Genomic DNA, 26,693 nt, shown 5'->3' on the forward strand with positions numbered 1-26,693 from the left:
CCTACAGCAGCAATCCCGCAATGGTCGCCGTCTGGAAGCAGGCGAGGGAGCCGGCCACCATCGCCCGTAGACCGATGCGGGCGAGGTCCTGCTTGCGCTCCGGAGCGATGCCGCCGATGCCGCCGATCTGGATGGCGATGGAAGAGAAGTTGGAAAAGCCACACAGCGCGTAGGTGGCGATGATCTGCGAGCGTTCGGAGAGGGCGTTCTCGCCCATCATGTCCTGGAGTTGGACGAAGGCGATGAATTCGTTGGCGACGGTCTTGACGCCGATCAGGGAGCCCACCTCAACGGTCTCTTCCCAGGGCACGCCCATGACGAAGGCGAGGGGCCGGAGCACCACGCCGAGGATCAACTCCAGGCTGAGGTCCGGATAGCCGAAAAGGGCGCCGACGCGGCCGATGATGGCGTTGACCATGGCGATCAAGGCCAGGAAGGCCAACAGCATGGCGCCGATGTTGAGGGCCAGCTTGAGGCCCGAGCCGGCGCCTTCGGCGGCGGCGTCGATGACGTTGGCCCAGGGGCGTTCCACTTCGACCTTGACGTCGCCGGCGGTAAGGCTCTCTTCAGTCTCCGGGAAGATGATCTTCGCCATCACCAGGGCCGCCGGGGCGGACATCACGCTGGCGGCGATCAGGTGCCCGGCGGAGACTCCCATGCCGACATAGGCGGCGAGAACGCCACCGGCGATGGTGGCGAATCCACCGGTCATGACCGCCATCAGCTCGGACTTGGTCATCGACCCGACGTAGGGGCGAATGAGGAGCGGCGCTTCCGTTTGGCCGACGAAGATGTTGGCGGAGACCGACAACGTCTCGGCGCCGGAGGTGCCCAGCAGCTTCATCATCACCCGGGCAAAGAGTTGCACCACCTTCTGGATGATGCCCAGGTGGTAGAGCACCGTGATGACGCTCGAAAAAAAGATGATCGTGGGCAGCACTTTGAAGGCGAAGAAGTGCTCCTGGAAGCCATCGCCAAAGATGAACCGTGAGCCAGCGTCCGAAAAATCGAGGAAGGCGGTGACATATTCCGTCGCCAGCTCGAACAGCCGCTTGCCGGCCCAGGTTTTCAGAATCAGCACCGCGAAGACGAACTGCACCGCCGTACCGACCAGTACGATCCGCCAGCGCACCGCCCGTCGGTTGACGGAAATCGACCAGGCGATGCCGAGCATCACCAGAATGCCGAGGATGGCGATCACGGGGAGCCCGCTCCCTTGAGGTAGCGGTAAAAATCGCCGTCCGTTGACAGCAGCAGCGAGGTGTCGTCATCGACGGTGCCGACGAAGGTCTCCATCGACTGCAGGAACTCGTAAAACTCCCGCGCCTCGCGCGACTGGTTGTAGGCCCGGGCGTAGATCTCCGTCGCCGAGGCGTCGGCCCGGCCGCGGATTTCCTGGGCCTGGCGGTAGGCCTCGGACTGGATGGTTTTCAGTTCGCGCTCTTTTTCGCCGCGGATGCGCGAAGCCTCGCCGTCGCCCTCGGAGAGATAGAGAGCGGCGATCCGCTTGCGTTCGGAGATCATCCGGTCGTAGACCTTGAGGCGCACGTCTTCGATGTAGTTGATGCGCTTCAAGCGCACGTCCAGGATCTCGATGCCAAGGTCGCCGGTGCGGCCCTGGGCGGCGGCCAGGATCTCCTGGCGAATCTGATCCCGACCGGCCTCGATGCGGTCGAGCACGGCGTCCAGCACCGGCGCCGACTCATCCTGCACCGCCTCCCGGTTGCTGGTACGCACCACCTCCACCAGATTGTGGTTGGCGATGGCGTTGCGGGTTTCGCCGTCCAAGATGTCGTCCAGACGGGTTTGCGCCCGGCGCTCACTGCCCAGCCGCTGAAAATAGAGCAGCGGGTCGGTGATCCGCCAGCGGGCATAGGTGTCCACCAGGATCAAGCGCTTGTCGCGGGTGGGAAGCTGGTTGACCTCGCCGTCCCATTCGAGAAACCGCTTGTCGAAGCGGTTGACCTTTTGGAAGAAGGGGAGCTTGATCTTGAGGCCCGGGGTGACGATGGGGTCCCCCACCGGCTTGCCGAGCTGGGTGATGATCGCCTGTTCCGCTTCGTTGATGATGAAGACGCTGTTGGCGATGCCGACGAGCAGCACGATGGCGACGACAATCAGAATCGGACGACCCATCAGCCCTGCCCTCCCGGCACGGTGGTTTGGTTGAGACTCAAGAGCGGCAGCAACCCCTCGATCTCCTCGTCCACCACCACCGTGCGGCCGGCCTTCGGCAGCACCTCCCCGAGGGTCTCCAGGTAGAGGCGGGTACGGGTCACATCCGGCGCCTTGCGGTACTCGCCGTAGAGCGCCTCGAAGCGATTGGCGTCGCCCTCCGCGCGGTTGACCCGATTGATGGCGTAACCCTCCGCCTGCTCGATGGTCTGCTGCGCTTCGCCGCGCGCCCGCGGCACTTCGCGGTTGTACTCGCTCTCGGCGGTATTGATCTTTTCTTCTTTCTCTTGTTCGGCCTGGTTGACCTCGTTGAAGGAGGGCTGCACCGGCTCCGGCGGCTTGACGTTCTGCAGCACCACCTGCTCCACCTTGAGGCCGGTCTCGTACTGTTCACAGAGTTCCTGGAGCTTCGCCTCCACCAGGCCGGCGAGTTCCTCGCGACCGAAGGTGATCACCTCGTTGACGGTGCGGTCCCCCACCACCTCGCGCATCACCGCCTCGCTCATCGCTCGGAAGGTAGCCTCGACATTGCGCACCCGGAAGAGGTACTTCGCCGGGTCGACAATGCGGTACTGCACCACCCACTCGACGTCGGCGATGTTGAGGTCACCGGTGAGCATCAAGGATTCGGCCTTCAGAGAGGTGCTGGCGGAGTACTGGCTACGAACGCCGGCACGCTCCGTGCGGTAGCCGAACTCGGCCTTGAGCTGCCGCTCGATCGGCACTTTGATCACCCGCTCCAGCGGCAGCGGCGCCTTGAAGTTGAGGCCCGGCTCCGCGGTGCGCACATACTGGCCGAAGCGCATCACAACGCCGACCTCTTCCGGGTCGACGGTGTACACCGAAGTCAACAGGATCGCCAAAATCAAGATGGCGAGGAGAATCGCGCGCCCGGGAAGGTTGTTGCGCATCCGTTTCAGGCGCTGTTCGAGAGCCGGGAAATCGAGAACCGAATCCCCGGGGCCGCTGCCGGAACCACCATTGAATTGAGTCATGAGCGCCCGCAGCGTACCGGAGACCTCGGATTGAGGCAAGATGCTGACGAGCGGTCGACCCGGCGAGCGGTGAGCCGACCGGCCAAGGGACCCGAAAACCGTCCCTCAACCGGCGGCGGCGCGCCGCTCCTTCGCTTCCGCCCGAGCCGACACCAGGGCGCCGGCGAGCACCAGCAGTGCGCCGGCGGCGAACCACAGGTCCGGCACTTCGCCAAACAGCGCCAGGCCCCAGATGCCGGCGAAGGCCACCTGCAGGTACGACAGCGAGGTGGCCCGGCCGGCCGGCAGCAACTGGATGCCGCGGGTGAGGTAGACCTGGGCGAGCTGCGTGGCGATGCCCACGCCCAACAGCACCAGCCATTCCCAACCGCGCGGCCAAAGCCCGTGCGTCAGCACCCACGGCAGGGCCAGAGGCACCGTCACCAGCGGGAAGTAGAAGATGATAACGAGGGTGTGCTCGCTGGAACTCAAGCGACGCACCAGCACGTAGGCAATGGCGCTGAACAGGGCACCGCCGAAGGCCGCGGCCAGGCCCAGCGGATCGAGTTCCGCCGCCGCGCCGCCGAAGATCGCCGCCGGCCGCGCCACCAGCAGAACACCGACCAGACTCAGGGCGAGGGAAAGGACCAGCGAGGCGGCCACCATCTCGCTCAGGAAAAGCGCTGCCAGCAGCGCCGTGAGCACCGGGTGGAGGTACTGGATAACGGTGGCTTCGGCCAGCGGCAAGCGGGTGACCGCGAAATAGACGCAGGTGAGACCCACGAAGCCGAAAAAGCCCCGCAGCAGCAGCCAGCGCGGCTCTCGGCCCCACGGCGACACTCCCGCCCGACGCAGCAGGCCCCAGGAAAGCACCAGCGACACGACGGCCCGGGCCAGCACGATCTCCTGGCTCGGCAAGCGCTCACCGGCCAGCTTCACCAGGGCGCTCATCACGCTGAACCAAAAGGCGCTGGCCACCATGAGCCCAGCACCGGACGAGAAAAACGTCCTCCCAGAAGTCCCGAATGGAGCGCCGCGGGCAGTGCTCATGGCAAAAGCGGTTCGGATTAGCGGCGCCGGGCCAGGAAGGGCACCCAAGCCGCCCAAACCAGGGCGGCGACCAGCAGGGCCATCAGGGCCGCTGCCAGCAGCATGCGGCCGGCGGGCTCCGTTTCGGCCAAGCGAAGGGAGCCGTCGAGCCAGCGGGGCCGGTAGCCCAGGCCGTTCGAGATGAACACGAAAATCCGCCCGAGGGAAGTCACGGCGAGCACCATGACGAGCTTCTCCCGCACGTGGAATCCAATGCGTTCCGCACGCTCCGCCGCGGCGCCGAACAGCCGAACCAGCGCCGCGACCGCCCGGTGCCCCCAGACGATAGCGGCGGCAAAGAGCAGAAAGAACGGCAGAGCGACGAGCAAGTGCATCAGATCGGCGCGGCGCTCTGGTGCCGCCAGGCCGGGAGAAAAAGCGGTCAAGGCCATGACCGAGGAGCCGATGATCGCGTAGGCGGCGCCGGCGAGGAGATAGCGTGAGCGGGAGGGTGTCATGGGGCGCGATGGTAGCAGTGGCGGTGAGCCCATCCGGCGAAACATGAAAGGATTTGAAAGATGCGATAAGTCATTTTGCCTCCTCCTTCCGTATAACCCGTAGAAGGTGGGTTCTCGGTGCGGCCGACGGCGCTCGTCGGAACGCACCGTGCATCAAAACAAAAGCGATATGAATCAAACTCCTCCTCGCAAGACCTCGGAACGGCTCGTCGTTCCGTCCCTCGCCCTCGGCGCCGGCATCGGCTTGCTCGGCGTGCTGCGCCACCGGTTTCAAGCGAGCCAGGTATTCGCGCCCCGGCCTTTCCCGGAAGACCTGTCCCGGCCAGCCCCATTCGGCCGGCGGGCCGAAGATCACTGGTTCGAGACGGCCGACCAGAGACGTCTACACGGCTGGTGGGTCGCACACCCCAAGGCCCGCGGCACGGTGCTCTTCTGCCACGGCAACAGCAGCACCATCGGCGACCAGATCCCGCTCCTGGAGCGGCTGCGACCGCTGCGCCTGAACATCTTTCTCTTCGACTATCGCGGCTACGGCCTGAGCGCCGGCACGCCGAGCGAGAAGGGCCTGTTCCTGGACGTTCGGGCCGCCTGGGACTACCTGACCAGCGACCTCGGCCAGCCGGCGGAGCGCATTCTGCTGTTCGGGAACTCCCTCGGCGGCGCCGTCGCCATCGACTGCGCCCAGGCGCGGCCGGCGGCCGGCCTGGTGGTGCAGTCCACCTTCACGGACATTCGCTCGATGGCCCGCCTGCGCTTTCCGAAACTGCCCGCCTGGGTGGCCCGCAACCAGTTCCGGAGCGCCGACAAAGTGGCCTCCCTCGATCTGCCCAAGCTGTTCATCCACGGTTTGCGGGACCGGGTGATCCCCTCGCAGGTGGGTCTGGAACTCTACGAGCGAGCCCGGGCGCCGAAACAGCTCTACCTAGTGCCGAAGGCCGGGCACCGGGACGTCGCCGTGCGCGGCGGCCGTGACTACCTGCGCCAGCTCCAGCGCTTCCGGGACCAGCAACTGCCGGCCCTCGAGCCTTCGTGACCGGCAGGTTCGACAGCGCCGGCAGCGGCACGGAGAATGGCAGCAACGCCCTCAACGCCACCCTGTGCGCGGCGATTCGGCAGCGCAAGACCCTACGATTTCACTACAAGGGCGGCTATCGAGTGGGCGAACCGTGGGCCCACGGCGTCAGTCACGCCGGAGCCGAGCTGGCGCTGATCTACCAGACGGAAGGCCACAGCTCCTCCGGCCAGCCTCTCGGCTGGCGCACCTTTCGCCTCGATCGCTTGTGGGAGTTGGAAACCCTCGAAGCGACGGCGGCGGATCATCGGGAGGGCTACGATCCGGCCACCCTGCCGATGACCACCATCTGCTGCCAGCGATGACCTTGGGCACGAAAAGCCGCGTCGGCTATACTCTTTGCCCACAGCTCCGAACCTTGAGAGTCGTCCTTCCGCGGCCGGCTTGCTCATCCCCCTGACCGAGCCTGAGAAGGTACGACTCCGATGCAACGCTCCCGACGCTCGATCCTCACCCTCCTGCTGCTGCTTGCGGCGAGCCTGCTGCCGCTTCTCACCCAGGCCCAAAGCCTCAAGCCGTCGCGCAATTCCCTCAACCGACAGAACCTCCAGGCGCGCCAGCACGACTTCACCTTTCTGAAGAATCCGGCCCACGTCGCCCGCTTCGTCGACCGTGGCTGGTTGGTGCCGGTACCGGGCAACGCCCATTACTCGCTAGACGGCGTGTCCTTCCCCTTCGCGCGACCGGAGGTACGGCTCTTCATCGAGCGCCTGTCGCGCCAATACCGTTCCGCCTGCGGCGAGAAGCTGGTGGTCACCAGCCTCACCCGACCGCGCAGCCACACCCCCTGGAACTCGTCGATCCACAGCGTCCACCCGACGGGAATGGCCCTCGATCTGCGCCGCAGCCGCCGCAGTTCCTGCCGCAACTGGCTCGAAAAGACCCTGCTCTCGCTGGAGGGCTCGCGAGTTCTGGAGGCCAGCCGTGAGCGGTTCCCGCCGCACTATCACCTGGCCGTCTTTCCCAAGCCCTACAGGCGATACGTCGAGCGGCTGAAATCCGGCCGGGGCGGCGAGATCCGGGTGGCGTCCGGCGACACCCTGTGGAGCATCGCCCGCCGCCACCGGGTAGAGATCGACGCCTTGCGGCAGGTCAACGGCCTGTCCTCCAACCGGATCTATCCGGGCCAAACCCTAGCCCTGCCCGTTGAAGACTGAATCCCAGCACCTTTCCGTCGCCGAACTGAGCCGGAGGTACGCCTTCCCGAAGGACTTCGACGGCAGCGGCGAAACCCTCGGCATCATCGCCATGGCCGGCGGCTATCACCGGTCGGACATCGAAGCGATGTTTCGCTCGATCGACCGGCCGATGCCCGAGCTGATCGACGTCGGTGTCCCCAGCCCGGACGGCCGGGGCGCAAACCGCCCGTCCTCGATGGCCGACCTCGCGGCCCTCGCGAAAGCCTTACGCGCCGAGCAGGTGCCAACCCAGCTCGACGCCCTTGCCACCCTCGAAACGACCATGGACGTGCAGCTCGCCGCGGCCTTCGCACCGGGCGCCCGGGTAGTGGTGTACTTCGCGCCGGCGCGCCAGCCGGCGGGCCTCTATTACACCCTGCTGACGGCAGTCCACGACAGCGTGAACCGACCGTCGGTGCTGTCCATCTCCTGGGGTTGGCCGGAGCCGCGGAAGCTGGCGGACTCCGCCGAGCTCCAAGAGATCATGGTGGGTGCCCGCGAACTGTTCGATCTGGCCCGCAGTCGCGGCATCACCCTGTGCGCTTCTTCCGGTGACACGGGGTCCGGAGATCCGGCCGAGGGCGACACGCCGAAGGCCGGCGAAGGCCGCTTCCCCGGCGCCGACTGGGTCCAGTTTCCCGCCAGTAGCCCCTACGCCTTGGCCTGCGGCGGAACGACCCTCGACGGTTCCAGCGAATCGAGCTGGAACATTCGCCTGGCGGGCCACTCCTATGCCAGCGGCGGCGGCGCATCGCGCGCCTTCGACCGGCCGACCTGGCAGCAGGGCGTGATCGGCGACGCCCTCGGCCCGCGGGGGCGCGGCGTACCGGATGTCGCCGGCCTCGCCGACCAGCGTTTCGGTTCGACCTTCTTCGCCGGCGGCGAGACCCTAGGCTCCGCCGGTACCAGCGCCGCCACTCCGCTTTGGGCAGCCCTGATCACCCGCCTCAATCAGGCCCTCGGCACCCGCCTCGGGCACTTGAACCCGCGCATCTATCGCCTGGCGGCGGCGGACCCCACCCTTTTCCGGGACGTCATCGCCGGCACCAACGGCGAGTTTCAAGCCAGCGATGGCTGGGATCCGGTCACCGGCTGGGGCAGTCCGCATGGCGAACGCCTGCTCGAGGCCCTGCGCGAAGATCTCCAGCAACACCCCTGAAAGTCAGTTGTACCCGCCAGTGCACTGACCGAGCATCGAACCCTTGTACCAAATCGCGCCGGAGCCTGCAGGACGAGGCGGCGGGCGGAATGAACCTTCGCCTGCCGGGGACGGGGGTGAACGCCGAGAAGAATTTCGCGGCGCGAGGGGGGCGCCCAGCCCCCCTGAGAAAGAAAGCCGGAAGACTGCCGAGAGAATCCGCGAAGCGGCTACTCGGCAGAATCTCCAGCCAGGTTGTCGCGGATCTCCCGCAGCAGCACTACCTCTTCGGACGGCTTCGGCGGCTCTTCCGGTGCCTCTTCTTCCTGGCGGCGAGCCTTGTTCATCGCCCGCACCATCATGAAAATCACGAAGGCGATGATCGCGAAATCGAAGATCGTTTGCAGAAACATGCCGTAATTGATGGTCGGCGCGCCGGCTTCGGTGGCGGCCGCCAGAGATTCGTAGTTCTCGTCCCCCAGGTTGATGAACAGACTGCTGAAATCCACGCCGCCGAGCATCTTGCCGATGGGCGGCATGATGACGTCGTTCACCAGCGAGCTGACGATCTTGCCAAAGGCACCGCCGATGATGATGCCGACGGCCATGTCGATGGCGTTTCCCTTCACCGCAAACTCCTTGAACTCACTCATCAATGACATTCCAATCTCCTTCCCGCTGCGCGGGGGTTGTTGACGGCAAACCCTGCTAGAAGTTCAAGACCAGAGCCAGCGCGAGGACGGTATCCAGATCGTCCACTTCGACCCGCACCGCCCCGTCGACGGTGTGGGTCTCCGGCGTTGAAAGCGGCACCTCCATCACCGCCGGCTAGTGGTCGTAGAGCGCCTGCAGACTACCAGCCTCCGGCGACGATCCCGACGGAGCAGGAAGGCGCATCAGGAACCGGCGTGGGCCGTCGAATCCAAGGCGGCGGAGAGGGCCTCGGACAACGTCTCGGCATCGTCGGTGGTAGCGAGTCCATAGCCCAAAAAGACCAGCGCCGGACGGCTGCGCAGCATGAGCGGCACGACCAGAGCGTCCAGCCGCTCTTCGCCGAGCGGCCCGGCGAGGTCCCGCGGAAGGCCCACTTCACCCCGTTCCGGGCGGCCGTCCGCCACCACCCGGGCGAAGACCGAAAGTTCATCGAGGGAGATCCGCAAATCGCGCACCCAAAGATCGCCGTTGGGCAGGCCAGAATGCCCGACGCCTCGCAGCTCCCGACCGGCCCGCTCGAGCAAAAGAACGCTGTCGCACAGTTCGCGACCCGCCACCAACAGCCGCGAAACCAGCTCGCCGGTCACCTCCGGCGGAGGGGTATCCTCCAAGATCTTGCCCAAGGTCGCGCGATGCGCCTGATCCTTCATCTCATCGATTCGCGCCAAGGCCTGGTCGACCAGTTCGTCCGTGGGCAACCCCTCGCGCACCAGAAAGTCGACCACATCCACCGCCACCTCACCGCGCGCCGGAATGTCCATCGACTCGAACTTGAACACCCCGCGCCGCCACCCGAACATCTCCTCCAGCACCTTCTCGATCTGTTCCCGCAGCACCGATCGGACGGTCTCTTCGTCAATCGCTGCCATCTCGACCAAAACGGTGCCCAAGCGGATCTCTTCCGGTGACTGACTCTGACGGACCAACGCTTCCTCCAGGGTGGAGCGATCGATCAATCGGCGCATCAGCAGGATGGACCCGAAGGCCTCCCGCGCCGAGTGAGTCGCTCCGTAGATCACCTGCCCGTGGCGCAGCACCAGCAGTCCGAAGCCCTCCGCTAGGCGGACGGAGAGCTTTCCGGACAGGCGGTGAGAAGCGATGACCTGGAGAAAATGAGGCAGAGTGATGTCTTCGAGTCGACCTGAGAGGCTCATGTCATCCGTCCCGGGAAGAGTGCTTTTCAGCAAGATTAAGAATCAAAAATTCAACATAATTGAAGATTTTTACGGCAGATGATAGCGGCCAAAAAGAAAGTGCTCAAGGGATATCGAACCGGCGCCGGCGACCCTACCGCCAGCGCTCCGGCGGCTCGGTGGCGTCCAACAGCGGAGCGAAGAACAGGGCGTTCAGGTACAGCTTGTTGGTACCGAACCAGAAGCCCCGGAAGTTCGCTCGGCCGGCCAGGCGGACGACGGTGCCGCGCCCCACCCGCTGAGCGACCAGCGCCGGGGTCCCGGCGAGCTGGCGCTGGCGCTCCTCGGAGGCATAGCCGGCAAGTAGCGGATCCGAGGTGTAGCGCACCGGCGCGGCGTAGGGGTCGCTTCCCGCTTCGAGCACCGCCGTGCCGCTGCGAAACACCGGCAGGCGGCTGGCGCGGTAGCCGAAGACCAACGGGTGGGTGAGATCCAGCTCCGTCTCGAAGATCGCTCCGGAGATGCGCTCCGCCTGGCGCTCCTGGTCAAACTCGGCGTAGGCCCGCCAGCGGGAGTCCTCGTCCCCGCCGCCGGTCTCACCGCTCAGTCCTTCGGTCTCCAGGGTGAGGAGGGAGTCGCCGGCCCAGGCGGCGGCGCGGCCGGACGCCACCACCACCCCGCCGCGGCGCACCCAGCGCAGGATCGCCGCCAGGGTGTCCTCGTCGATCCTTCCGTATTCGCCGTCAACCATCAGCAGATGGGTGAAGCGGTCGAGATCCAGGTTGCGCAGCCGCTCCACCTCCACCAGCGGAAGTTCGATCCCCATCCGGTGGTCCAGGAGGTGCCAAATCTCCCCCGCGGCATAGCCCGAAACGCCGGGACCCACCAGCAGCAGCGGCTTCGGGGTTTTCAAGGGGCGCGACTGCGGACTGCCGAGATCGATGCCGTTCGGGGTCAACCCGGACGCCACCGGGTGGATGGCGACTCCGCCCTCCCGGGCGAATCGGCGCATGTGTTCGGTGAGGGCCGGACTGGCGCCGGCCGTCGGCACCACCACCGTGCCGGCGGCGAAGGCGCGGCGGCCATCGGGGGTCTCCGCCTCGAACGGGCGCTTCGCCACCCGTGGCCGGTAGCCGCCGCGCTGCAGGGCGTAGACCGCCGCCGGCGCGTAGTAGCCGGACCAATCGATCAGGTAGGCATAGGGGCTGGACGCCGCCACCGGTGCTTTCGACGCCGCTTTCAGGGCGCTCGAAGTCACCGCCTCCCCGAGCAAGTTCTTCGCCCACACCCGACGCCCGAGGCCCGCCTCCGGCAGCCCGAAAGCGAGCGGCAAGGTCCAGGCGGAGATGTCGTAGAAGGTGGAGTCCTCGAAGGCGGTGCGTTTCTCAAACAGCGCCTTGATCAGCCGGTAGCGGTCCTGCTCCACCGGCACCAGGAAAGCGCTTTCGGGTGCGAAGCGGTCGCCCCCCACCTCGATCCCTCGCGCCAGCCGATAGACCTCGATGCCGTGCCCCTCCAGGATCTCCACCAGGTGCCACGCCCGGGCCGGATCGCCGCCATCGCCGAAGACATAGCCGCCGAGGGCGTCGCGGCTGGCCGCCGCCCGGCTGCCGCGATCAAACTCCCGCCGGTACTCGTGCAGCGCCTCGCGCTTGGCCCGCCCCGCATCGATCATCGACAGGGAAGTCAAAAACTGATTGTGGACGGCGAAGGGAAAGGTCAGCGTGCCGTTCTCAGTGTCCCGGCGATGGCCGCGCACGCTCGCCTGTTCGAACAACACGCCGAGGCCGCCTACCAGATCCGGATAGGTCGAGCCCTTGCCGGGATAGAAATCGTCAAACGTCTCCTCGGAGAAATACAGCCGGCCCTCCGCATCTAGAGCCTCGGCGTGAAAGGCCGCGATCTCGCGGGTCAACTGCAGGTTGCGATCCGGGGTCAACGGGTTCTGGCGACTGGGCACACCGGGCTGGAAGAAGTAGGTCTGGTCCGAACCCATCTCGTGGTAATCGCCGGACAGGTCCGGTCGCCAGCGCCACAGGGTCTTCACCCGGTGGACCGACTCCGGGTGCTGGAGGAGCAGCCAGTCGCGGTTCAAATCGAACCAATAGTGGTTGGTGCGGCCGCCGGGCCAAACCTCGTTGTGCTCGCGGTGGATGCCCCGCCCCACCGGTTGCCGGCCGCGGTGCATGTTGGCCCAGGTGGCGAAGCGGCCGAGGCCGTCGGGGTTGAGGCAGGGATCGATCAACACCACCACCTCGTCGAGCAGGGCTTCAATCTCCGGCCCGCGGGCCGCCGCCAGGTGGTAGGCGGTCAGGAGCGAAGCGTTGGAGCCGCTGGCCTCGTTGCCGTGGATGCTGTAGCCCAACCACACCACCGCCGGCGCCCCTTCAGGCGGTCCGTCGGCGGCCAACCGGGCGGTGCGGATCTCTTCCAGCCGGTCCTGGTTCGCCGCCGAGGTGAGGGTGACCAGCACCTGCGGCCGCCCCTCGTGAGTGCGCCCCTGGAGGTCGATGCGCACCCGGTCCGAACGCGACGCGAGCACCTCCATATATCGAACCAGGGCCTCGGGCGTCACGTGCCAGGTGCCGACCTCCCAGCCGAGAATCTCGGCCGGCGGCGGAATCTCCGGGTCGTACTCCACTCCGGCCGGCAGGTAGTGGGCCAGGGAGACAACCTGCGGCGCCACGGCCTTCGCGGGCGTGGCAAAGGACGGCAGGTGGCCGCAGAAGGCGGCAAAGCCGGTGAGGCAAAAGGCCGCGACCGGCCTGGCGAATCGAGACATGGTGAATCCCCTGAAGTGAAAATCGTCGGCGGCGATGCTAGCAGGGCAGCTGAAAATAGGCCGCAGGCCTATTCTTTCAGCAGCCCTGCTAGCTCATTCCTCAGGGGGCTGGGCACCCCCTCACCCGAAAACACCAATGTTTTCGGCCTCACCTCATCCTCGGCACCTACGGCGCCGCCTCGCCCTTTGGGCTCGGTCGCAGGGGGCGCATCACAGTAAGGGCGCGTTCAGCGGCCTCCTGCCTGGGCCTGATCGCACTCCGGATCAGTGCCGGGAATCGTCCCGCGGCAGGCGCATGGGGTCGCCGGGCCGCGGTTCTTCGAGCAGCCAGTAGAGAAGATTGTCCGTGAAGGCCGCGTCTTTGGTGATCCGCAGGTGGCTCTCGAACAGGAAAAGGGTGTCTTCCCAGTGGATCGGGGAAATCAAGCGCGGACTCCAGGGGCCGGCCTCGCGCTCGTCCATCAGGGCACTCGACCGCAGCACCTTGCCGTCGCCCGGGCCGTAGGCGACGGTTTTGAGTTCGCTGGGTCGCGTCACTTCGACGGTACGGGCGGTGGCTTCGGCGTCGCCGGCGATCAGCAGCAACTCCACCCCCGCCGGCGGCCGCGCCGGGCGATCGAGGGCTTCGGTGAACGCCCGGGCCGAGTCCAGAGAGCGGCGCAGGTGATCGAGGGCGATGCGCCGGCGAACCTCCGGCTCCGGCACCTGCGGCAGGATGGCCTCGAGCACGTCCGCCTCGCGCGGGTCCGCCAGGCCCCAACCCTCGCGTTGCCAAAGCTCGACGTCGAACAGATCCGCCACCGCCTCACCGTCCACCCTCACCGATCCGAAGCGGCTGCGCGGCAAGAGTTCGTAGCCGGAAGGGTAGGTGCCCAGCACGGCCGCTCGGTAGCGCGGGATGAGAGGCGCGAACTTGCGCCCGTTCAATAGCTGTTCCAGGGCTCCCACGGCACCGGCGTTGGGCGGCGCCACCATCACCGCCCGCTCCACCCACTCGGCACCGGCCCAGGTCAGCGGCGGAAGGCTGCCGTCCTCCGGCAGCGGCGCGCCGCCGTAGCGCAGAAAGTAGCGGGCCATGACGGCGCCCATCGAGTGAGCCACCAGGTCGAACTTGACCTCCGCATCGGCAATGCCGTAGCGCGCCTCGATCTCCGCCTGCACCTGGAGCCGGGTCTCAGCCAGGAACTCCTCGAACCGGCGCGCCGTCTCGACGTTGCTGCGGCGCCAGTCGTAGGGGAACTGGAAGCAGGTGAAGTGTCCTTCGCCGTAGTCCAGCACGTCCAGGGCGCCGTCGATGTCCCGGTACCCTCCGACCCCAAGTGCTTCGAGAATGTGGTGGTAAGCCTTGAATTCGAGCGGTAGGCCGAGGAACTTGATCTCTACCCGGTCGAGCACGCCTACCGCCTCCACCTCGTCGCGCAGTTCCGCGAAGGGCACCCCCTCGGCCATTGGCAGGGCGGAGAGGCGCATCCCCTCAGGGTCGTCACCGCTCGCCCAATCGCCGCCGATGGTGCCCCACACCGGCCGGCCCGTCACCCGGTCTTCGAGGCGCGATCCGGTGAGGCCGGGGATGACCACCACCGGATTGCGCAGCGGCGAGGCATGGCGCGCCGCCCGGCCGTAGATGGCCGAAAGATCCGGCTCCGGAGCCGCCCACGGGGAACAGCCCGCTACCCAGACGACAGCCAACACCAAGACGCTCGACCGCACGAGGCGACTCGGTGATGTCCAGAGAGCGAGACAGTGGGTAGCCATCATTCGGAATCTTTGCATGCCAGCAAGAACTGCGGCGGGCGCAAGGCGCACCTTACAGCAGTTCTTTCGCAGGAGCGAGCGATTCGGATGGCTCGTCGGCGCACGGGTGAGCACCGCGAAGCGCCAAAACGAGGCGAACTTCCACCCAGAGCAACAAAGGACAAAGAGACACTTCTTGGAGGCTAGAGGGCGGTCCCGCGCGGGCGCCCAGCCCCCTTCGAACTAACGCACCGGAAAACCCCGATCGCGCATCAGCGCCTCGATGCGGGCATCCCGGCCGCGGAATTGGCGGTAGGCGTCCGCCGGATCGATGGCATTGCGGACGGCGAACAGGTATTCGACGAGCTTCTCCGCCACTCCGGCATCGTAGAAGCCGCCGGGCGCCTCCTTGAAGGCCTCCGCCGCGTCGGAGGTGAGGACGTCAGCCCACATGTAGCCGTAGTAGCCGGCGGAGTAGCCCTCGCCGGAGAAGATGTGCCCGAAGTGCGGCGAGCGGTGCCGCATGACGATCTCCGCCGGCATGTTCAAGCGCTCCAGGGTGGCGCGCTCGAAGGCGTCCGCGTCGATCCCCGCGGGATCCGTCGTGTGGTACGCCAAATCGACCAGCGCCGAGGCCAGGTACTCGGTGGTCTGGAAGCCCTGGTTGAAGGTCGCCGCCTTCTTGACCTTGGCCACCAACTGGTCGGGGATCGGCTCTCCGGTCTGGTAGTGGACCAGGTAGTTCTCGATCACCGGGTCCGTCAACAGCCAGCGTTCCAAGAGCTGGGACTGGAATTCCGTGTAGTCCCGCACGCCGCTGTTCAAGGTGGGATAGGCCACCGTCGAGGACAATGAGTGGAGAGCGTGTCCGAACTCGTGGAAGTAGGTCTCGGCGTCGGACCAGGACAGCAGCACCGGCTCCCCCGGAGCGCCCTGGATGAAGTTCGAGTTGTTGGAGGAGAGCACCGTCTTCTCGCCGTTGAAGGTCTCGTGGCCGCGGTAGCTCGAGGCCCAGGCGCCGGAGCGCTTGCCCTGGCGGGCAAAGGGATCGAGGTACCAGAGGCCGATCAGTTCGCCGGAATCGCGGTCGCTGACCACCCACACCTTGACGTCCGGATGGAACACCGGCACTTGCCCTTCGGGGCCAGCGTTCTCCGGTACGGGCGTAAAGTCGAAGCCGAAGAGTTCACCGGCGACGAAGAACATGGCGTCGCGCAGCTTGTCGAGCTGCAAGTACTGCTTGACCTCGTCGGAATCCAGGTCGTAGCGCTCCTGGCGCACCTTTTCGGCGTAGAAGCGGTAGTCCCACGGCTCGATGGTGATGCCGGCGCCCTCGCGGTCGGCGATCTGCTGCATCGCGGCGACCTCTTCTTCGACCCGCGCCAAGGCCGCCGGCCACACCGCTTCAAGAAGCTCCATCGCCCGCTCCGGCGTTTTCGCCATGCGGTCTTCGAGGCGCCACTGGGCGTAGTTGTCGTAGCCCAGGAGTTCCACCCGCTCGTCCCGCAGGCGCAGGATGTCGGCGATCAGCCGGTTGTTGTCGTTCTCGTCACCGTTGTCGCCGCGGCTGTAGTAGGTGCGCCAGACCTTCTCCCGCAGATCCCTCTCGGTGGAATAGGTGAGGAACGGATCCATCGACGAACGAGTGTTCAGAATGGCGTAGCGCCCTTCCTCGCCGCGCTCCCTCGCCGCCGCCGCGGCCGCCGCTACGAAGGACTCTGACAATCCGCCAAGCTGGCTTTCATCGAGGTAGAGGACGTATTTCTCTTCATCTCCCAGGACGTGGTCGGCGAAGGCCGTGTGCAGTTTCGACAGCTCCAGTTGGATTTCCGCGAAGCGCTCCTTGGCGGCACCTTCGAGGGTCGCGCCGTTGCGCGCGAAGCGGTTGTAGGTCAACTCCACCACGCGCTGCTGATCCGGCCGCAGTTCGGCCATCGCCTCGCCCTCGTACACCGCCTCGACGCGCTGGAAGAGGGCTTCGTTTTGGATGATCTTGGTGCGGTGCTCGGAGAACTTCGGCGCCAGCCGGCTAGCGACCTGGCGGAACTCCGGCGACGACAGGTTCGAACGCCAGACTCCGAAGTAGGTGCCCACCCGACCGAGGCTGTCGCCGGTTTGTTCGAGGGCGACGATGGTGTTCTCGAAGGTCGGAGGCTCAGGACTCGACGCAATGGCGTCGATCTCCGCCAGGTTTTCGGCCATCGCCACCTCGATGGCCGGCTCGAAGTCCGCGATCTCCACCCGATCGAAGGCCGGCACGCCGCCGTAGGGTCCGCTCCACTCCTGGAGCAGCGGATTCTTCGCCGCCACCGTCTCGTTCGCATTTCCGTCCACACCGTCCTCCATCCCCAGGTCCGCCTGCCGTAGCCCCGAGCAACCGGCGGTCCACAAGAGCAGGAGAGCAAGGGCGGCCATTGATTTGTTCAGTCGCATGATCGTCATCCCCGTAGCGTGATTCGTTCAGGCCAGGGCGGATCGGCTGGGCGCCACCTCCGCCTCTGCCATCGCCAGGTAGTGAAACGCAGTCCGTCGGCAAAAGTTCTTCTACCACAGGCCGCAGCGAGTCGCCGGAGCCACTGCACGGGCCGTTACTGGACCAACCCGCCGATCGACTCCAGGAACGGCACGATGGCTTCTCGAAAGTCCGCCAGGTCCTCGGCCGTCAGGGTGCGGTCCTCGGCGCGCAGGGAGTAGCGGAAGGTGTAGTTGGCGGTGTCGCCTCCCGGCGGTTCGTAGACGCCGCGGAAGTCTCGGCCTTCGATCAGCGGGTGCGCGAAGCGGTCGAGTTCGGCGGCCAGCGCGCCGTAGCCCCGGCGGCGCGGCCAGATCACCGTGAAGTCCTGCCAGGAGCCTGGATGTACCGGCGACTCACGGTAGCTGCGTGGCGGGAACACTCGCCCGGCCAGGCGGTCCGGATCGAGCTGGAACCAGACTGCGTGGCCACCGTCGAGGACCACCTTGCGGATCGCCGGTGCGAGGACCCCGAGGCGGCCGACTTCCTCTTCTCCCAGATGGACGCTCAGGCAGTAGCCGGCGACGGCCCAGGAATCGAGGTCTTGGTCTTCTACCCGGTAGGTGAACGCCGGCAACCCGGCCAACCGAGCGAGATCGTCCACCGCCGCGCGCAGCGAGCGCAGGTGTTCGTCGACCTTCACCGCACCGCTTTGCACCACGCTCACCCCGGCGAGGCGGTTCTTCTCGGCGCTTCGGCCCGCTTCGTCGAGACGGAACACCCTGCCCAGCTCAAAGATCCGGAAGTCCTCGCGCATACGGCGATTCCTGGAGACGAACTCGAACAGGTTGGGGAGCAGGGCATCGCGCATCCGCGCCTTGCCCTCGCTCGGTGGGTTGCGCAGCACCAGCGGGCGCTCCGGCCGATAGCCGAGGCGCTCGATCCAGGCGTCATCGAACCAGGCGTAGCTGTGGCACTCGAAGAATCCGTGCACCTGGGTCAGCACCCGCCGCTGGCGGTGGTGCCCGCGCACCCTCTCGTTCAAGTCCACCGGCTCGAGGGGCGCGATGGGGAGCTGCGGTGGAATGTGGTCGTAGCCGTAGAGGCGCATCACTTCCTCGGAGATGTCTTCGGGAAGGGCGATGTCCGTCTCCCCCCGGAAGGCCGGAATCTCGATGTCGAGGCCGCCTTCGGGCCGGATCTCACAGCCGAAGCCGATGCCCTGGAGAATCGCCGCGGCGCGCCGGTCGGTGATCTCGGTGCCGGCGCGGCGGGTGAGGTAGCCGCCGGCAATGGACAGCGGCCGCGGCTGATCCCGCAAATCCCCGGCGATGACGTGGCGGGACTTCGCCACCGGCTCCGCGCCGCCTTCCTGGGCCAGCCGGAAGAAGCGCTCGGCAGCGATGCGGGCAGTCAACGGCGGCAGTTTCTTCTCGAAGCGCAGGCTAGCGTCGGTCCTGAGGCCTAGCCGGGAGGCGGTGCGCCGTACCCGGGTGGCGTCGAAGTTGGCACTCTCCAGGAGCACCCGCGAGGTGTCGTCCTGGATCTCGCTGCCGGCACCGCCCATGATGCCGGCGATCGCCACCGGCCGGTCGCCGCTCCAGATCAACAGGTCTTCCGGCGCGAGGGGCCAGTCCTTGCCGTCGAGAGTGCGGAAGGGATAGACCTTTGCGGAGCGCGCCACCCGAATTCCCGCCGCGACGTGGGCGGCGTCGAAGGCGTGGGTCGGCTGGCCGAGCTCGAACTGGATGTAGTTCGACAGGTCGACCAGCAGGTTCTTGCTCGCCGTGCCGAGGGCCGACAGCCGGCGCTGCACCTTGAGCGGTGACGGCGGATTGGAGGCCACATCGAAGGCAAAGGCGGTGTACACCGCGCACTCGGCGTGATCCTCCACTTCGACGGGCACCGCCGGCAGGTCCGCATAGTCGGCAAGATCCGCCACCGGGTAGGTCTGCAGCGGACGCTCGAAGATGGCGCTGAGCTCGCGCGCGAAACCGTAGTGACCCCATAGGTCCGGCCGATGGGTGAGGCTTTTGTTGTCGATCTCGACCAACAGATCGCGCGCCGGGCAATGGGCTTCGAGACCTTCCCCCACGGCTACCTCGGCGGACAGCTCGAGGAGCTTTTCGTGGGCGGTGCCGAGGCCCAGCTCACCGGCCGAGCAGAGCACGCCCTCGCTGGCGATGCCGTGCAGGGTCGATGGCGCCACCTCGCTGCCGTCCGCCAACCTGCAGCCCGGGCCGGCGAAGGCCACCCGCAGCCCCGGCCGCACGTTCGGCGCGCCGCACACGGTCTCCGCTTCACGCTCACCCAAGTTCACCTTCACCCGCGCGAGATGCGGCTCCCCGACCACCGCCTCACAGGTCAACACCTCCGCCGCCACCACTCCCGCGACGGCACGTTCCACCGCTTCCACGCCCTCCACCTCGGCGGTGCGCAGACTGAGCTCCTCGGCGACGGTGGACGGCTCCAGGTCCGCGAGATCGACGAATTCCGACAACCAATCCAATGAGAGTTTCAACGGAGTATCCTCGACAGGGTGTTGTTCGGGGGAATCAGAAGGTGGCGACGAACTGCTCGTTGAAACGCAGGTCGCCCTTGTTGAACAGGCGGACGTCGGGAATGCCGAACTTGAGCATGGCGAGGCGCGAAAGGCCCAACCCAAAGGCGAAGCCGGAATACTCCTCCGGATCCACGCCGCCTTCGCGCAACACCGCCGGATGGATCATGCCGCAGGGCATCAACTCGATCCAGCGCAGGTTGTCGCCCACCACCGAACTCCTGAAGTCCAGCTCGAAGCCCGGTTCGACAAAGGGGAAGTAACCCGGCCGCAGGCGCACATCGATCTCCGACTGAAACACCGCCATCAACAGGTGTTTCATCACCGCAATCAAGTTGGCGACGGACACCTCCCGATCGATGTACATGCCTTCGAGCTGGAAGAAGGTGTTTTCGTGGGTGGCGTCCGTTGCCTCGGCGCGGTAGCAACGGCCCGGAAAGATCGCCCTCAAGGGCACCCCGAGCTCGCGCATGGCGCGGTTCTGCATTGACGAGGTGTGGGTGCGCAGAACGTCGCCGTTCTCGAGCCAGAAGGTGTCCTGCATCTCCCGCGCCGGATGGTCGCCGGGGATGTTGACGGCGTCGAAGTTGTCGTACTCGGACACCGCCTCGTCGCCCTGGAAGACTCGAAAGCCCATCGAGTGGAAGATGTCCTCCACCTGGATCTGGGTGGCGATCAGCGGATGGATGGTGCCCGGCGGACGCGCCACCGGCGGTAGGGTGACGTCGAAAGCCGGCAAGTCCTTCGTGGCGGCGCCGGCGCCGAGGGTCTCCTTCAACCCGGCGATCGCTTCCTCGATGCGGGTCTTGACCCGGTTGAAGGTCTGCCCGACCTCCTTTCGCTCCTCCGGCGCCAAGCTGCGGAAGTCCACCTGATCGCGCGCCGCCGCCAGCGCACCGCCGCGGCCCAGATACCGAATGCGTAGAGCTTCCAGCGCTTCGGCCGAATCCACCGCCTGAAGGTCCGCTTCGAAGTGCGAGTCGATCTCGGAAAGTTGCATGGGGTGGTCCTTTTTCGGGCGACCTCGAACGAAATGGCGGCCCGTGCGTACAGTACACGGGCGCCGGCCGAGGGCGCAGTATAGCGCCGCTGACAGCCTCGACTCCTCGTCGCGATCTTCGGCGGCGGATTGCCTTGGCAAAAACCCCATCTGTCTCCCGGGGACGGTATATTCGCGCCTGCTACATGTTCTTCCGCTCGCGATGGAATTGGCGAGCTGGATTTCGAGGGGAAGTCTCGATGTCGTCACCTGCCCAGCACCTACCGCTCGCGCCCGGCCGCGCCCTTGGACCTCTTGCCGCCGCTCTGCTCGTGGCGGCGCTCGCCAGCGGTTGTGTCACCGTCGGCCCGGACTATGCTCCACCGGAGACGCCGCAAGCGCCGCGCTGGAGCGTTCCCGCGGACGGGCCGCTGGCCGCCGGGCCGGTGGCCGATGGGGTGCTGGTGACCTGGTGGCAGGCCCTCGACGACCCGGTGCTCAGCGACCTGATCGAACGCGCCCTCGCCGACAGTCCCGACCTGGCCGCCGCCCGCGCCCGTCTCGACCGCGTCCGGGCGCTGTTGCGGAGCACCGAGACGGATCGCCTGCCGACGGTCGACGCCAGCGGCAGCGTGATCTCCGCCGAGTCGAGCGCTCAGACCTCCGCTCCCGGCCAGGCCGGCACCGGCAACCGGGTAGAGATCTACCGCGCCGCCCTCGACGCGAGCTGGGAACTCGATCTGTTCGGCCGCGTGCGCCGGTCCGTCGAGGCCGCCGTCGCCGATCTCGAAGGCGCCGCCGCGGATCTGGGAGCGGTGCGCGTATCGCTGGTGGCAGAGGTCGCCACCACCTATGTCGATCTACGCACCTTCGAGGCCAGGCTGGCCTTGGCGGAAGACAACCTCGCCGCCCAGCAAGGGACCTTCGATCTCGCCTCGGAGCGCTTCGACGCCGGCCTGGCCGGTCGTCTCGACGTCGAGCAAGCGCGCTCGAACCTCGCCACCACCCGCTCTCAGATTCCGCCGCTGCGCACCGGCCTGGCGGGCGCGAAGAACCGTCTAGCGGTGCTCACCGGAGCGGTTCCCGGGAGCTTCGAAGCGGCGGCGGCCGAAGAGCGCGCCGGAGCCATCCCGCTGCCGCCGGCGGAGATCGCCATCGGTATTCCGGCGGAGGCGCTGCGGCGGCGGCCGGACGTGCTGGCGGCGGAGCGCCGGGTGGCCGCCGAGACGGCGCGCATCGGGGTGGCCACGGCGGAACTCTACCCGCGCTTCGCCCTCTCCGGTTCGATCGGCGTCGAGGCGCTCGACCTCGACGGCCTGTTCGACAGCGGCAGCCCGTTCAGCACCTTCGGGCCGTCGTTCTCTTGGCGGCTCTTTGACCGCCGTGCCGTCCGCGCCGGCATCGCCGCCCAAACGGCCACCCAGGAAGAGGCCCTGAGCCTGTACCGGTCAACGGTACTGCTCGCCCTGGAAGAGAGCGAAAACGCCCTGGTGTCCTTCGCCCAGGAGCGCCTGCGGCTCGAGTCCCTGCGCGCCGCCGTGGCGGCCACCGAGAAAACGACGGCGCTGGCCGAAGAGCTGTACCGTTCCGGCCTGCGCGACTTCCAACAGGTGCTCGACGCCCAACGCTCGCTCCTGGCCCTCGAAGACCAGCGCGCCGAATCAGAAGGCCGCGTCACCCAGAACCTCGTCGCCCTCTACAAGTCCTTGGGAGGCGGCTGGACGCCCTTGCCGCGTTCCTCCAACCCGGAGGCCCTGCCGGACGCTACCTCGGACGAAGGAAACCGCTGATGAATCCGACGATTCCAAGATCCCGACTCGAACCCTTCGCCGCCCTGCTGCTCCTCGCCTGGGCGGCGGCCGGCCTCGCCGCCTGTGGCGGCGGATCGGCTGACGGCGGAGGCCCGCCGGGTGTTGCACCACCGCCACCGTTGGTGCTGGTGACGCCGGTGCGCGAGGGCGCCATCCAGGAGGTCGAGGAAGTGGTCGGCCGCACCGCCGCCGTCGAGCAGGTGGAGATCGAAGCGCGGGTGGAGGGCGCCCTCGAGCGGCGCTCCTTCGTCGAGGGCGACACCGTGCGGCGCGGCGAGCTGCTGTTCACCATCGAACGCGCTCCCTACGCCGCCGCCGTTTCCCGAGCGCAGGCGGCGGTGGCCGACGCGGAGGCCGCTCTCGCCAACGCGCAGCAATACCGAGAGCGCCTGGACACCGTCTCCGAGGACGCCGTGGCCGGTGCCGAGCGCGATCAGGCGAAGGCCGACGAGCTGGCCGCCGAAGCCACCCTCGCCTCGGCCCGGGCGGACCTCGAAACGGCCGGCATCGACCTTGGCTACACCCGCATCACCGCCCCGATTTCCGGCACCATCGGCCGCGCCCTGGTCACCGAAGGCAACGTGGTGGGGCCAGACTCCGGTCCACTGGCGACCATCGTTCAGCTCGATCCCATCCACGTGCTGTTCGCGGTCACCGAGCGCGAGGTACTGTCGCTGCGCCAGGAGGCCTTGGCCGCCGGTACCGGTGACCCGATCTACGTGCCGCGCCTGAAGCTGGCCAACGGCACGGTGTTCGAACAGCCGGGCGCTATCGACTTCGTCGACAACCAGGTGAACCCCGCCACCGGCACCCTCATCGTGCGGGCGGTGTTTCCGAATCCCAGCGGCCTGCTGGTGCCGGGGCAGTTCGTGACGGTGATCGCCGAACGGCAGGATTCCCGGCCGGCCCTGTTCATTCCCCAAACCGCCGTGCAGCAGGCGCAGGACGGCCCTTCGCTGCTGGTGGTCGAGGACGACAGCACCGTCGCCGCCCGGCCGGTGACCCTGGGCGACCGGGTGGGTGATGAGTGGGAGCTACTCTCGGGTGCCGCGGCCGGTGAACGGGTGATCGTGCAGGGAGCGCAGAAGGTTCAGCCGGGGATGCCCGTCACCGCCCAGCCGTACTCGGCCCCGGCCGGCGGAGGCAGCCCCGGACCGGCGGAGGCAGCTGGCGATGTTGCCCCGGCGGACGATTCCACCCCCGAGAGCACCGAGAGCGAGTAGATGATCAGTCGCTTTTTCATCGACCGCCCGCGTTTCGCCCTGGTGGTCTCCATCGTTATCGTGGTGGCGGGAGTGATTGCGCTCCAGGCCCTACCGATCGCCCAGTACCCGGAGGTGGTGCCGCCGCAGGTGCTGGTGACGGCGGTCTATCCGGGGGCCAGCGCCGAGGTCATCGAGGCCACCGTCGCCACCCCCATCGAAGCGCAGGTCAACGGCGTCGAGGACATGCTGTACATGTCGTCCTCCAGCTCCGGCGATGGCGCCTACAACCTCAACATCACCTTCGCCGTGGGCACCGACCCGGACCTGGCGGCGGTCAACGTGCAGAACCGCGTGGCCCTCGCCACGCCGCTTCTGCCGGAGGATGTGACCCGCCGCGGCGTCACCGTGCAGAAGCAGTCGAGCGCCATGCTGCTGGTGGTCTCGTTCTATTCTCCCAACGGGCGCTACGACAGCCTGTTCCTGTCGAACTACGTCTCGATCAACGTCCTCGACAACCTCTCCCGGGTGCCCGGCGTCGGCAACGCCTCCCTCTTCGGGCCGCGCGACTACGGCATGCGGGTATGGCTCAATCCGGACCGCATGACCACCCTCGGGGTGACCGCCAGCGACGTGGCGACGGCGATCCGCGACCAAAATGTGCAGGCGGCCACCGGCCGGGTGGGCGAACCGCCCGGCGAAGACGGCCAGCCGCTCCAGTACACGGTGCGCGCCCGGGGCCGGCTGGTGGAAGCCAAGGAATTCGAGCAGATCGTCGTCAAGAGCCGTACCGACGGTTCGCTGGTGCTGCTCGAAGACGTCGCTCGGGTGGAGCTGGGAGCCCAGTCCTATAGCGGCTTCAACCGCCTGAACGGCTCGCCTTCCACCAACTTTGCCATCTTTCAGCTCCCCGGCGCCAACGCCCTGGACGTAGCCAAGGGCGTGGAGGCGGAACTCGAGCGCCTGTCCGCCTCCTTCCCGGCGGATCTCGACTACAAGATCGTTTTCGACACCACCCGCTTCATCGAGTCGTCCCTCGAAGAGCTGGTCAAGACCTTGGGGATTGCGCTGCTGCTGGTGGTCTTCGTCACCTTCGTCTTCCTGCAGGACTGGCGGGCGACGCTGGTACCGGCGGTGGCGATCCCGGTGTCCCTGGTGGGTACTTTCGCCTTCCTGGCCGTCTTTGGCTACTCGATCAACACCCTGACGCTCCTCGGCCTGGTGCTCGCCATCGGCCTGGTGGTGGACGACGCCATCGTGGTGATCGAGAACGTCCAGCGGCACGTCAACGACGGGCTGCCGCCGAAGGAGGCGACGCGGGTCGCCATGGCGGAGGTGACCGGCCCGATCATCGCCACCACCCTGGTGCTGTTGGCGGTGTTCGTGCCGGTGGCCTTCTTCCCGGGCACCACCGGCCGCCTCTACCAGCAGTTCGCCGTTACCCTGGCGGTGTCGGTGCTGATCTCGAGCGTCAATGCCCTCACCCTGAGCCCGGCCCTGGCGGCCCTCCTGGTGCGGCCAGACCGCGAACCCGCCCAGCGCGGGCCCCTCGGCTGGTTCAACCGCGCATTCGGCCGCGCCACCGGCGGCTACCGCAAGGCCGTCGCCTTCGTGGTGCGCCGCCTGGCGGTGGTGGGTCTGACCGTGGCGTTGCTCCTCGGAGTGGCCGGCCTGCTCTTTGTCACCCTGCCCACCGCCTTCCTGCCGCAGGAGGACCTGGGGGTGTTCTTCATCGACGTGCAGCTCCCGGACGGCGCCACCGTCAGCCGCACCGACGTGGTGGCCACACAGGTCGAGGACATGCTCGCCGAGTTTCCGGGGGTCGAAGAGGTGATCTCGATCGGCGGGTTCTCTTTCATCGGCGGCAGCGGCGCCAACAAGGCGCTGGTCATCGCCGGCCTCTACCCGTGGGAAGAGCGCACCGGGCCGGGGGAATCCGTCGAAGCGCTGGTGGGCCGCGCCTGGGGCAGCTTCGGAAGCGTACCGGGTGCGAATCTCCTGGCCTTTTCGCCGCCGCCGATCATCGGCCTCGGCAACACCGGCGGCTTCGAGCTCCAGCTCCTCGCCCGCCCCGGCGCCAGCCCGGCTGAGCTCGCCCAAGCCCTCGGCGCCCTGCTGGGTGCCGCCAATCAGAACCCCAAACTCACCCAGGTGTTCGGCAACTTCAGCGCCAGCATGCCGCAGGTCGGCCTGACCGTAGACCGCAAGGAAGCCCAGACCCTAGGGGTGCCGCTGTCGGAGATCTTCACCACCCTCCAGGCCCAGCTCGGCTCCCTTTACGTCAACGACTTCAACAAGTTTGGCCGCACCTACCGGGTGATGATCCAGGCCGACGCCCCCTTCCGCGACGAGCCGTCGGATATCGAACGCTTTTTCGTGCGCAGCCGCGACGGCCAGATGGTGCCGCTGCGCACCCTGGTGGCGATCTCGGACACCGTCGGTCCGGAGACCCTGTCGCGCTTCAACCTCTCCCAGTCGGTGCAGATCAGCGGCAGCGCCGCGCCGGGAATCTCCTCCGGTGACGCCATGGAGGAGATGGCGAAGGTCGCCGACGAGGTGCTGCCGCAGGGCTTCCGCATCGAATGGTCCGGCACCTCGCTGCAGGAGATCGAAGCCGGCGCCCAGGGGCCGATCATGTTCTTCCTCGGGTTGCTCTTCGTCTATCTCTTCCTGGTCGCCCAGTACGAGAGCTGGACGGTGCCGGTGGCGGTGATGCTGGCGGTGCCGGTGGCGATCGTCGGCGCCCTGGTGCTCGAATGGATCCTCGGTCACCCGATCGACATCTACGTTCAAGTCGGCTTGCTGATGCTGATCGCCCTGGCGGCCAAGAACGCCATCCTGATCGTCGAGTTCGCCAAGGTGCGCCGAGAATCCGGCGACGGCATTCTCGAAGCGGCCGAGACGGCCGCCGACCTGCGATTCCGGGCGGTATTGATGACCGCCTTTTCGTTCCTGCTGGGCATCCTGCCGCTGGTGCTGGCCACCGGCGCCGGCGCCGCCGCCCGCCAGTCCATGGGCACGGCGCTCCTCGGCGGCATGCTCGCCGCCGCCGTCGTCGGCACCCTCCTCGTGCCGCCCTTCTACGCCTTGATTCAAGGGATGCGCGAGCGAGTCAAGGGCGGGCGGCAAGAGCCGGACGGACCGGACGCACCCGCAGCGCCCGACGAGCCGCTCGAAGACACCCTGCCGGCGACCTGAGTCGAATCTGACGGACGGAGGAACCTGGTATTGAGGACTCGCCG

Annotated in this window: 19 protein-coding genes; 7 read left to right on the forward strand and 12 right to left on the reverse strand. The window is 67.2% G+C overall.

The genetic code is table 11. The features are described 5' to 3' along the window. Window position 1 precedes the first annotated feature (1 nt). The 5 genes from AAF481_00515 to AAF481_00535 all read right to left on the reverse strand — a co-directional run bounded on the left by AAF481_00515 (window position 2) and on the right by AAF481_00535 (window position 4,696). The gene (locus AAF481_00515; protein ID MEM7479627.1) at window positions 2-1,201 is read right to left on the reverse strand and encodes a NupC/NupG family nucleoside CNT transporter; all 1,200 of its coding nucleotides are present in this window, start codon (window positions 1,199-1,201) and stop codon (window positions 2-4) included. Continuing rightward, on the reverse strand, window positions 1,198-2,136 hold the full coding sequence (hflC, locus tag AAF481_00520) for a protease modulator HflC (GenBank protein ID MEM7479628.1): 939 nt from the start codon (window positions 2,134-2,136) through the stop codon (window positions 1,198-1,200). Before hflC ends, AAF481_00515 begins: the two co-directional genes overlap by 4 nt. After that, the gene (gene hflK, locus AAF481_00525; GenBank protein MEM7479629.1) at window positions 2,136-3,170 is read right to left on the reverse strand and encodes an FtsH protease activity modulator HflK; all 1,035 of its coding nucleotides are present in this window, start codon (window positions 3,168-3,170) and stop codon (window positions 2,136-2,138) included. Before hflK ends, hflC begins: the two co-directional genes overlap by 1 nt. Before the next feature lie 105 nt (window positions 3,171-3,275). Next, window positions 3,276-4,199, reverse strand: a complete 924-nt coding sequence (locus AAF481_00530; protein ID MEM7479630.1) for a DMT family transporter — start codon at window positions 4,197-4,199, stop codon at window positions 3,276-3,278. Window positions 4,200-4,216: 17 nt separating this feature from the next. Continuing rightward, window positions 4,217-4,696 (reverse strand): hypothetical protein, encoded by a 480-nt coding sequence (locus tag AAF481_00535; GenBank protein MEM7479631.1) that lies wholly within the window; start codon window positions 4,694-4,696, stop codon window positions 4,217-4,219. Window positions 4,697-4,865: 169 nt separating this feature from the next. Here AAF481_00535 and AAF481_00540 point away from each other — a divergent pair, with 169 nt between their 5' ends. The 4 genes from AAF481_00540 (at window position 4,866) to AAF481_00555 (ending at window position 8,105) form a co-directional block, all read left to right on the forward strand. After that, entirely contained in the window at window positions 4,866-5,729 is an 864-nt protein-coding gene (locus AAF481_00540) for an alpha/beta hydrolase (protein MEM7479632.1), read from the forward strand. Beyond that, entirely contained in the window at window positions 5,726-6,073 is a 348-nt protein-coding gene (locus tag AAF481_00545) for a hypothetical protein (GenBank protein ID MEM7479633.1), read from the forward strand. The genes AAF481_00540 and AAF481_00545 overlap by 4 nt, the downstream gene beginning before the upstream one ends. 120 nt (window positions 6,074-6,193) lie before the next feature. Beyond that, window positions 6,194-6,925, forward strand: coding sequence for a DUF5715 family protein (locus AAF481_00550; GenBank protein MEM7479634.1), 732 nt, complete (start codon window positions 6,194-6,196; stop codon window positions 6,923-6,925). Further along, on the forward strand, window positions 6,915-8,105 hold the full coding sequence (locus tag AAF481_00555; GenBank protein ID MEM7479635.1) for a S53 family peptidase: 1,191 nt from the start codon (window positions 6,915-6,917) through the stop codon (window positions 8,103-8,105). The genes AAF481_00550 and AAF481_00555 overlap by 11 nt, the downstream gene beginning before the upstream one ends. Before the next feature lie 209 nt (window positions 8,106-8,314). Here AAF481_00555 and mscL read toward each other — a convergent pair whose 3' ends face one another. The 7 genes from mscL to pheS all read right to left on the reverse strand — a co-directional run bounded on the left by mscL (window position 8,315) and on the right by pheS (window position 20,459). Beyond that, complete coding sequence (mscL, locus tag AAF481_00560; protein ID MEM7479636.1) at window positions 8,315-8,746, reverse strand: large conductance mechanosensitive channel protein MscL; 432 nt, start codon at window positions 8,744-8,746, stop codon at window positions 8,315-8,317. 234 nt (window positions 8,747-8,980) lie between these two features. Then, entirely contained in the window at window positions 8,981-9,952 is a 972-nt protein-coding gene (locus AAF481_00565; protein MEM7479637.1) for a DUF4388 domain-containing protein, read from the reverse strand. A 133-nt stretch (window positions 9,953-10,085) separates the two neighbouring features. Next, window positions 10,086-12,713 (reverse strand): M14 family metallopeptidase, encoded by a 2,628-nt coding sequence (locus AAF481_00570; GenBank protein MEM7479638.1) that lies wholly within the window; start codon window positions 12,711-12,713, stop codon window positions 10,086-10,088. Window positions 12,714-12,977: 264 nt separating this feature from the next. Beyond that, on the reverse strand, window positions 12,978-14,468 hold the full coding sequence (locus AAF481_00575) for a hypothetical protein (GenBank protein MEM7479639.1): 1,491 nt from the start codon (window positions 14,466-14,468) through the stop codon (window positions 12,978-12,980). A 222-nt stretch (window positions 14,469-14,690) separates the two neighbouring features. Continuing rightward, window positions 14,691-16,793 (reverse strand): M3 family metallopeptidase, encoded by a 2,103-nt coding sequence (locus AAF481_00580; GenBank protein MEM7479640.1) that lies wholly within the window; start codon window positions 16,791-16,793, stop codon window positions 14,691-14,693. 242 nt (window positions 16,794-17,035) lie between these two features. Further along, complete coding sequence (gene pheT / locus AAF481_00585) at window positions 17,036-19,420, reverse strand: phenylalanine--tRNA ligase subunit beta (GenBank protein ID MEM7479641.1); 2,385 nt, start codon at window positions 19,418-19,420, stop codon at window positions 17,036-17,038. 34 nt (window positions 19,421-19,454) lie between these two features. Then, window positions 19,455-20,459, reverse strand: a complete 1,005-nt coding sequence (pheS, locus tag AAF481_00590) for a phenylalanine--tRNA ligase subunit alpha (protein ID MEM7479642.1) — start codon at window positions 20,457-20,459, stop codon at window positions 19,455-19,457. A 239-nt stretch (window positions 20,460-20,698) separates the two neighbouring features. Between pheS and AAF481_00595 the strand changes: the two genes are divergently transcribed. The 3 genes from AAF481_00595 to AAF481_00605 are packed head-to-tail and all read left to right on the forward strand — an operon-like array spanning window position 20,699 to window position 26,649. Then, window positions 20,699-22,228, forward strand: coding sequence for an efflux transporter outer membrane subunit (locus AAF481_00595; GenBank protein MEM7479643.1), 1,530 nt, complete (start codon window positions 20,699-20,701; stop codon window positions 22,226-22,228). Further along, entirely contained in the window at window positions 22,228-23,472 is a 1,245-nt protein-coding gene (locus tag AAF481_00600; GenBank protein ID MEM7479644.1) for an efflux RND transporter periplasmic adaptor subunit, read from the forward strand. Before AAF481_00595 ends, AAF481_00600 begins: the two co-directional genes overlap by 1 nt. Then, a complete protein-coding gene (locus AAF481_00605) occupies window positions 23,473-26,649 on the forward strand; it encodes a multidrug efflux RND transporter permease subunit (GenBank protein MEM7479645.1) in 3,177 nt (1,058 codons plus the stop codon). Window positions 26,650-26,693: the final 44 nt, after the last annotated feature.

The sequence above is a fragment of the Acidobacteriota bacterium genome (assembly GCA_039030395.1).
Lineage (GTDB): Bacteria > Acidobacteriota > Thermoanaerobaculia > Multivoradales > JBCCEF01 > JBCCEF01.